This is a genomic window from Dethiosulfatibacter sp. (assembly GCF_983023055.1).
Map to the genome: position 1 here is coordinate 1 of NZ_CEZJXU010000149.1, position 5,297 is coordinate 5,297.

General features: G+C 36.9%; 4 protein-coding genes. All 4 read left to right on the forward strand.

From position 1 onward, the window contains the following. Positions 1-253 precede the first annotated feature (253 nt). Positions 254-1,162 carry a DMT family transporter gene (locus AC3AX0_RS06630; RefSeq protein ID WP_487549518.1) on the forward strand — a complete coding sequence of 303 codons (909 nt, stop codon included), beginning with the start codon at positions 254-256 and terminating at the stop codon, positions 1,160-1,162. Further along, the gene (locus AC3AX0_RS06635; protein ID WP_487549519.1) at positions 1,159-2,592 is read left to right on the forward strand and encodes a sigma-54 interaction domain-containing protein; all 1,434 of its coding nucleotides are present in this window, start codon (positions 1,159-1,161) and stop codon (positions 2,590-2,592) included. The genes AC3AX0_RS06630 and AC3AX0_RS06635 overlap by 4 nt, the downstream gene beginning before the upstream one ends. Before the next feature lie 283 nt (positions 2,593-2,875). Next, a complete protein-coding gene (locus tag AC3AX0_RS06640; RefSeq protein WP_487549520.1) occupies positions 2,876-4,453 on the forward strand; it encodes a BCCT family transporter in 1,578 nt (525 codons plus the stop codon). 33 nt (positions 4,454-4,486) lie between these two features. Next, positions 4,487-5,297 (forward strand): mandelate racemase/muconate lactonizing enzyme family protein (locus tag AC3AX0_RS06645; RefSeq protein WP_487549521.1); only part of this gene is annotated, 811 nt, incomplete at its 3' end.

A 5,297-nucleotide genomic window follows, 5' to 3' on the forward strand; every position in this document is an offset into this window, starting at 1 on the left:
TTGAAACTACAAGAGTTTTCCAAACGTCCTGATAATATAATTATTGCTAATCCTCACAAAATTCATCTTTTAGCAAAAATCTAGTGAGTCAAAAATGAAAAAAACAGTCATTTTTGACTCACTAGTTTATTTCTACAAATTATTATCTGTTGAATTTAGGGCATTACAAGAATTATATCAGAAATTAGTAGTTGGCACTATACTTGCAATAGATATAGTATACTATTATTTTTGATAAAGGAGGGTACATTAGTTGAATAGAAAAATTACCGGTATGCTTGTGTTTTGCATCTTTATTTGGGGTGTAGGAGTACCGATGGCAAAGAACGGAGTAATGAACATGGATGTTCATGCATATTCCTTTTACAGATATCTTGTTGCAACAGTTAGCTGTTTATTGATTATGGCATTTAAAAGGGAGTACAAAATTGATATCAAAGATATTTTACCATTGGCATTAATCGGTTTCTTTTTTGTCTTTCTTCAGCAAAAGATTTATCTTGAAGGTGCATACCTGACTACTGCTGGTAATAATGCAGTAATATGTGCCACAATTCCAATAATCACAATATTCATAAACGGGATTTTGAAATATGAAGTGATTACAGTAAAACAAATTACTGGGACTATGGTTTCCCTGGCTGGAGTTGTAATTGTAATTTTTTTCAATGGAGGTGAAATCATACTGAATGTAGCTGTGAAAGGCGACCTGATGGTTCTTGTTTCTATGTTTTTGTGGTCTGCATACATCATAGCAAACAAGAAATATATAATGAAGTATTCTTCTGAATTGGTAGTGGGATACACAATGTGTTTTAGCCTTGTTTTTATGTATGTATTTTGGTATAGTGACATTAAAAGCGTTCATCCAAGTGCGATTGATTTTGACAACTGGATTAACATCATTCTTACTGGAATGGTAATGACAACGGTTGTAAATATTATGTGGAATCAGTGTGTGAAAGAGATTGGTTCAGTAAAGGCTTCAGTTTATTATAATATATCGCCGATATTGTCAATCGCTATAGGCATTGTCTGGCTGAATGAACAGCTCAATGTATATATGATAGTAGGAGCACTACTGACAATATCCGGTGTTTTCTTTTCACAGTACAGAGTTTCAAGTCAGGAAAAGGAAGTCGGATATCTGGAGGTTGAATGATGAAGATGATTCAAAAGGAGTTCATTATGGAAAAAATATTGAGTAATGAGGAAATTCTTGAAAAGATATTGCCGTATAAAACATTGAGAAGGATTTTGGATAATGTTTTCGATGAAATATTTGTCTATGACAGCAACTACAGGGTAGTATACGTAAATGATGCCTGTAGAAGGCACTATGGACTGTCGCCTAATGAAATGATAGGGAAGACATTCCAGGAGTTGCTGAAGGAAGAGGCGTATTGGTATCCGTCGCTTTTGCCTATTGTGTACAAGGAAAAGAAATTTGTGACCATGGAACAAACGTTTTACTTCGGTCATAAAATTGTCACCACAGGAGTTCCACTGTTTAATGAGAATGAGGAGATTGAATTTGTTATTTTCTGCTGCAGGGATGATACGATTAAACAGCAACTTATGCGTCAAAGGATAGAAGCGGAAAATAAGATTAAGGAAAAAACGAAAAATGAGACAGTAGGCTTAGAGCAGTTAATACCGGAAGAGAAGAGAATCATATATAAAAGTGAAGAGATGAAGAAGGTTATGAATCTTGCAAAGGTGCTTGCCCAGGTTGATACAACTCTTCTTATTTATGGTGAAACCGGAACTGGAAAGAGTCTATTGGCTAGGTATATACACGATAAAAGCAGTAGAAGTGAGAACCCTTTTCTTGAAATAAACTGTGCTGCAATCCCTGAAGGACTTTTGGAGTCGGAACTTTTCGGTTATACGAAGGGAGCTTTCACAGGAGCAGATGAGATGGGGAAAATAGGCCTGGCAGAGATGGCTGATCGAGGGACTCTTTTTCTTGATGAAATTGGAGAACTGACGCCGAAGCTGCAGTCTAAGCTGCTTCAAGTTATACAGGACAAGAGGTTTATTCCAATAGGAGGAAAGGAGAGTATTACTGTTGATGTTAGGATTATAACTGCAACAAACAACAATCTTTATGAAATGGTTCAAAACAAGAAATTCAGGGAGGATCTATACTGGAGGCTTAATGTTGTAGATATTGAAACGCCTCCGTTGAGAAAACGCAAGGAAGATGTTATAGTACTCAGCAACTATTTCCTGAAAAAATTAAACGAAAAGTATAAATTTGCAAAGTATTTTTCGAAAAATGCTATGAACAAACTTATAAATCACAGCTGGCCTGGAAATGTAAGAGAATTGCAGAATCTTGTTGAAAGGCTAGTTATAACATCACCCAAGCCAACTATTATGGCTGAAGATTTTCCTGGTTTCTTTGATAAGATAGGCAATGCCAAACTTTTAAGTGATATAGAATCATTTGATGTAGCAGTTGAAGCCTTTGAGAAGTCGTTGATAGTTGATGCATTCAACAAATATAAGTCATCTAGAAAGATATCAGAAAAACTAAATATCAGTCAGTCAAAGGCTAATCGGTTGATAAATAAATATTGCAAATAGCACAAATACTCTCTTGATAAAAAAAGAGAGTATTTTTTAATCGTAGTGAGTCATAATTGAGAAAACTAACATTTTTGACTCGAATAATTTAATTGGTTTTATTAAGTGTATTGATAAAACCGTTGAAAATTAGCGGTTTCTTATTTTGGCACGTTATTTGCTTAGTATATTACTGAACAAGCATTGATATTCAATATTGAGTATTTATAACGTGTCAAGGAGGTGGGTTGTCAAATCTGAGAAACAATGCTTGAGAAGATAATTATTAAAGGAGGATTTATTGATGACTAATAATCACAAAACAGAAATTAAATGGGGTATTACCATTATGTGTATGATAGCCGTAGGCTTACTGAGTATAATAGGTATAGTTTTTCCGGATTCTACACTTAATATCATGGGCAAGCTAATGAGCTTCGTAACAAATCAGCTTGGATGGATATTCTACGTGTATGTATTCTTTTCATTCGGAGTAATAATGTTCTTCACATTCACAAAATATGGAAGTATAAAACTTGGTGGAGGAGCTCCCAAGTACAGCAAACTGCAGCTTTTCTCAATGTTATTTGCAGCTGGAATGGGTGGAAGTACAATGTACTGGGCATTCATTGAGTCGACATATTATTATATGTCACCGCAGTTCGGTATGATTGATAAGGCTGAAATCATGGAGCAGGCACTGGCGTTCAACTTCAATCACTGGGGATTGTCAGCATGGGCTGTTTATACAATATGTGCAATTCCATTCTTGCTTGTGTACTATGCCAAGAAGAGAAAGGACCTGAGTCTTGCTGGAGTAACGAACGCACTGTTTGATGATAAACTGTCCGAAAGTACCAAATCTGGTATAGACTTACTTTTCTTAATTGTCGGTCTTGGAGCTGTGGCAGTAACATTGGGTCTTGCAATACCTATGATTTCAGGAGTAGTAGGCGGATTGCTGGGTATAGAAACTACCATGATGCTTGGTATATCCATAATCCTAGGTATAACGCTGATATTCTCTCTCAGCTCATTCGTTGGCCTAGACAAGGGTATGGCGAAGTTTTCAGACTGGACAATCAAGCTTGCTTTCCTATTGATAATGATAATATTCATATTTGGACCTACTACATTGATAGTAAACAATACGATAAACGCAACAGGTATTTTCTTTGATGATTTCTTTAGAATGAGTCTTAATACTGATCCTTTTGGAGGAAGTGGATTTCCTCAAGGATGGACCATCTACTTCATAGCAAACTGGGCTTCATACGGACCGGGTATGGGAGTATTCCTTACAAAAATAGCAAAAGGACATAAACTTAGAGATGTACTTGCACTTGTAATGATTGCAGGTCCTATGGGATGCTTTGCACTACACGGAGTATGCAACACCTTTACTCTTGATTTGTATAACAGAGGCGTAGTTGATGCAGTTGGAATGCTTAATGAAGGAAATGCTTCGGGTCTAGTTTCAGCAGTACTTAATACTTTACCGATGCCTGCATTGATGATAACAATTTACATGATGGTTATGATACTGTTTACGGTTACTACTCTTGATGCAAATGCATTCTCTTTAGCAAGTGTTGCCAGCAAGAAACTTGGAAAGGATGGCAATCCGTCTCCATGGAACAGGATAATATGGTGTCTGCTGCTTGTAGCGGTTCCGATAGTATTTGTATTGATAGGTGCGGACATGAATGTAATTAAAGTGTTCCCGATGCTTGTTCTAGTACCGATGATACCTCTATATATTGTTATTGGATACAAGGCAGTTAAATACGCTCAGAGTACATTTGGAAATATGGAATTGAAGGAAATAGAGGAATGGAATAAAAAGCTTGATGATGATGAACTGGAAGCCGAGGCTATATAGACGGGAATTTAAAAAACAACGAGGAGATTATTGATGAAACCATTAAAGATAAAAAAAGTGGAACTGATTACATATGGCGATCCTAATCAGGATAAGCCATGGTGGGCATTGTCGAACAAGCCTGCTTACTTTACGCACAATGTTTGCAAGATTACAACAGAGGACGGTTATATCGGATTGGGAAGTACATATAGCTTTTGTGACGACGATTTTGAGTATGCAACATTTGAATCGGCGAGAACATATGCGGATGCTATATTAGGAGAGTCGGCACTGGACAGGGAAGCTTTGTGGTACAAGATGATGGGCAAGCCAAATTCAATGGCAAATGCACCTGTATCAATGTATGACATGGCACTATGGGATATAGTTGGCAAATATGCCAAATTGCCTCTATACCAGCTTCTTGGAGGATACAGGGATAAGATATTGGCTTATGCAAGTGGTATGACATATAATACGATTCCCGAGTATCTTGAAGTTGTTCAAGAAGCAATGGATCACGGTTATAAGGCATTCAAGCTTCATTGCTATTGTATTTTTGATAAGGACCTGGAGCTGGTTAAGGCAGTACAAGAGAAATTCGGTAATTCTGGAATGAGGTTCTCACTTGACCCTGACTTGAGATATAACAGGGAGGACTCAATCAAGATGGCAAGAGTCTTAGAGGATTTTGGATGGGATTGGCTTGAGTCTCCAACTTCAGACTATGACTACATAGGATACAAGAAGATAGTGGACAAAACCAATATACCCCTTTCATGCGGAGGAAACCTAATGCTAAATCTGCAGGAGATAGCAAACTATATACGACTTGATGCTTGGACTGATGTTAGGGCAGACA

What these genes read in the sequence shown, in the direction of transcription:
- AC3AX0_RS06635 (WP_487549519.1), top strand. Translation starts at nt 1,159, where the DNA reads ATGATGAAGATGATTCAAAAGGAGTTCATTATGGAAAAAATATTGAGT.
- AC3AX0_RS06640 (WP_487549520.1), top strand. Translation starts at nt 2,876, where the DNA reads ATGACTAATAATCACAAAACAGAAATTAAATGGGGTATTACCATTATG.